Annotated in this window: 3 protein-coding genes; all 3 read right to left on the bottom strand. The window is 32.1% G+C overall.

Annotated elements, in window-relative coordinates:
* Nucleotides 1–140: 140 nt before the first annotated feature.
* The gene (locus ACNKXS_RS03640) at nt 141–668 is read right to left on the bottom strand and encodes a hypothetical protein (protein ID WP_417919668.1); all 528 of its coding nucleotides are present in this window, start codon (nt 666–668) and stop codon (nt 141–143) included.
* Between the two features lie 118 nt (nt 669–786).
* Complete coding sequence (locus ACNKXS_RS03635) at nt 787–1,119, bottom strand: HNH endonuclease (protein ID WP_417919667.1); 333 nt, start codon at nt 1,117–1,119, stop codon at nt 787–789.
* A gap of 10 nt (nt 1,120–1,129) precedes the next feature.
* Nucleotides 1,130–1,391 (bottom strand): hypothetical protein (locus ACNKXS_RS03630; RefSeq protein ID WP_417919666.1); only part of this gene is annotated, 262 nt, incomplete at its 5' end.

The raw sequence follows: 1,391 nt of genomic DNA, 5'->3' as shown, positions 1-1,391 counted from the left end.
GCTAGAAAATTGTTTGAGGTCGGCTGCAAATCGAATCGAAATAGTACTGAATGATGCCATTTTTTTAATTTAAGTTATTAATTATTAGCGTTTTACATTCATTTGGTTACCTGATTTTATGAACATTTTAAATTGATAAATTATTGATCAAGATCTATAATTTCATCCCCATGCGCACGAAATGTTGCATTAGAAAAGATCATTTGTGGTAGCTGATCAAGAAATATAAATGAGTGAATATGATTGCTGGTGTCTATTTTATTTGAATGCCTGCTGGTACTTTTAATATTGCTTGTAAAATTTTCAATTGAGTTTTCAAGTTGGATATATCTATTTACGTGTGTTGAGCAGGATTCTACAGAGCTTATATAGTCTCCAGGTTGAACTTCAGCATAAAGGAAAAATTTATTTTGAAAATGACCGTCAACAAAATATGGCCTTATTAAATAAATGCCACCATGAAAATTATTCTTTTCACCAATGATTAAACCACCTTTAGTACCATCCAGAAACGGAACCTTTTTTTCTAGTAATGTTCTAATTTCCTGCATTGTTAGTGTGAATACCTGTAGGTTCATTTTTCGATCTACTTCAAATCGACCAATTTTTTCTTTTTCCATTAAATCAAAAAAAGACCTGCTTAAATCTCTAGTCTTGCTATCTATCATAATCTATAGTTTAACCCCCCCCTTAAAAAAATAGAGGCGAGTAAAATTTCGACTGAGTGTCGATATACGCTAATAACCTTCCCAGGTGTTTTGACCCCTATGCCCCCTATAAACTTCATTATTTCCTCGGCTTTTCTTGATATCCGTGCGCTTCCTTACCTGATTTACTATTGTGACAAGATTTGCACAAGGGTTGTAAATTACTTTCGTCATAGATATCGCCACCAACATTCACCCTTTGTATATGATCTGTAACTGCTGAAGCTTTAATAATTCCTTTCTCTTTACACTTAATGCATAATGGATTACGCTCTTTATAATTCTTAGAGAATGCTCTCCACTTTCTACTGTTATAAACTTTCCGGTTCTTATCCTTATTCAGATTTTGAAAAGCTTCTCTTTTGTGTACTGGTACCCATGAGGGCTTAATAATTCTAGGTTTGTTTGGCATAATATTATATTTAACTGATTGTTTTTAGATAGGCTGGCATTACATAAGGTCGTTCACTCTCTTTCTGGTTTTTAATCCACCACCTTCCATATTTTTTAAATGTGTAAATAAGTTTTCTGTCTTTTCTTTTTTCTTTTTCATTCATAGAATCATTGAAGGATTCTATGAAAGATTCTTTGTTGAATATTTTCTTTTCATTCTCCTTTACCCAGATTTTAAATTCTTCTGAGTTATTATATTTTAAATATTCAAAATGAGAGAGACTCTCTCTC

The organism is Christiangramia marina (genome assembly GCF_048285865.1).
In the GTDB taxonomy this organism is placed as follows: Bacteria; Bacteroidota; Bacteroidia; order Flavobacteriales; family Flavobacteriaceae; genus Christiangramia; species Christiangramia marina.
The sequence above is the reverse complement of the archived record's forward strand: the minus strand, read 5'-3'. Positions and strand labels throughout refer to the sequence as shown.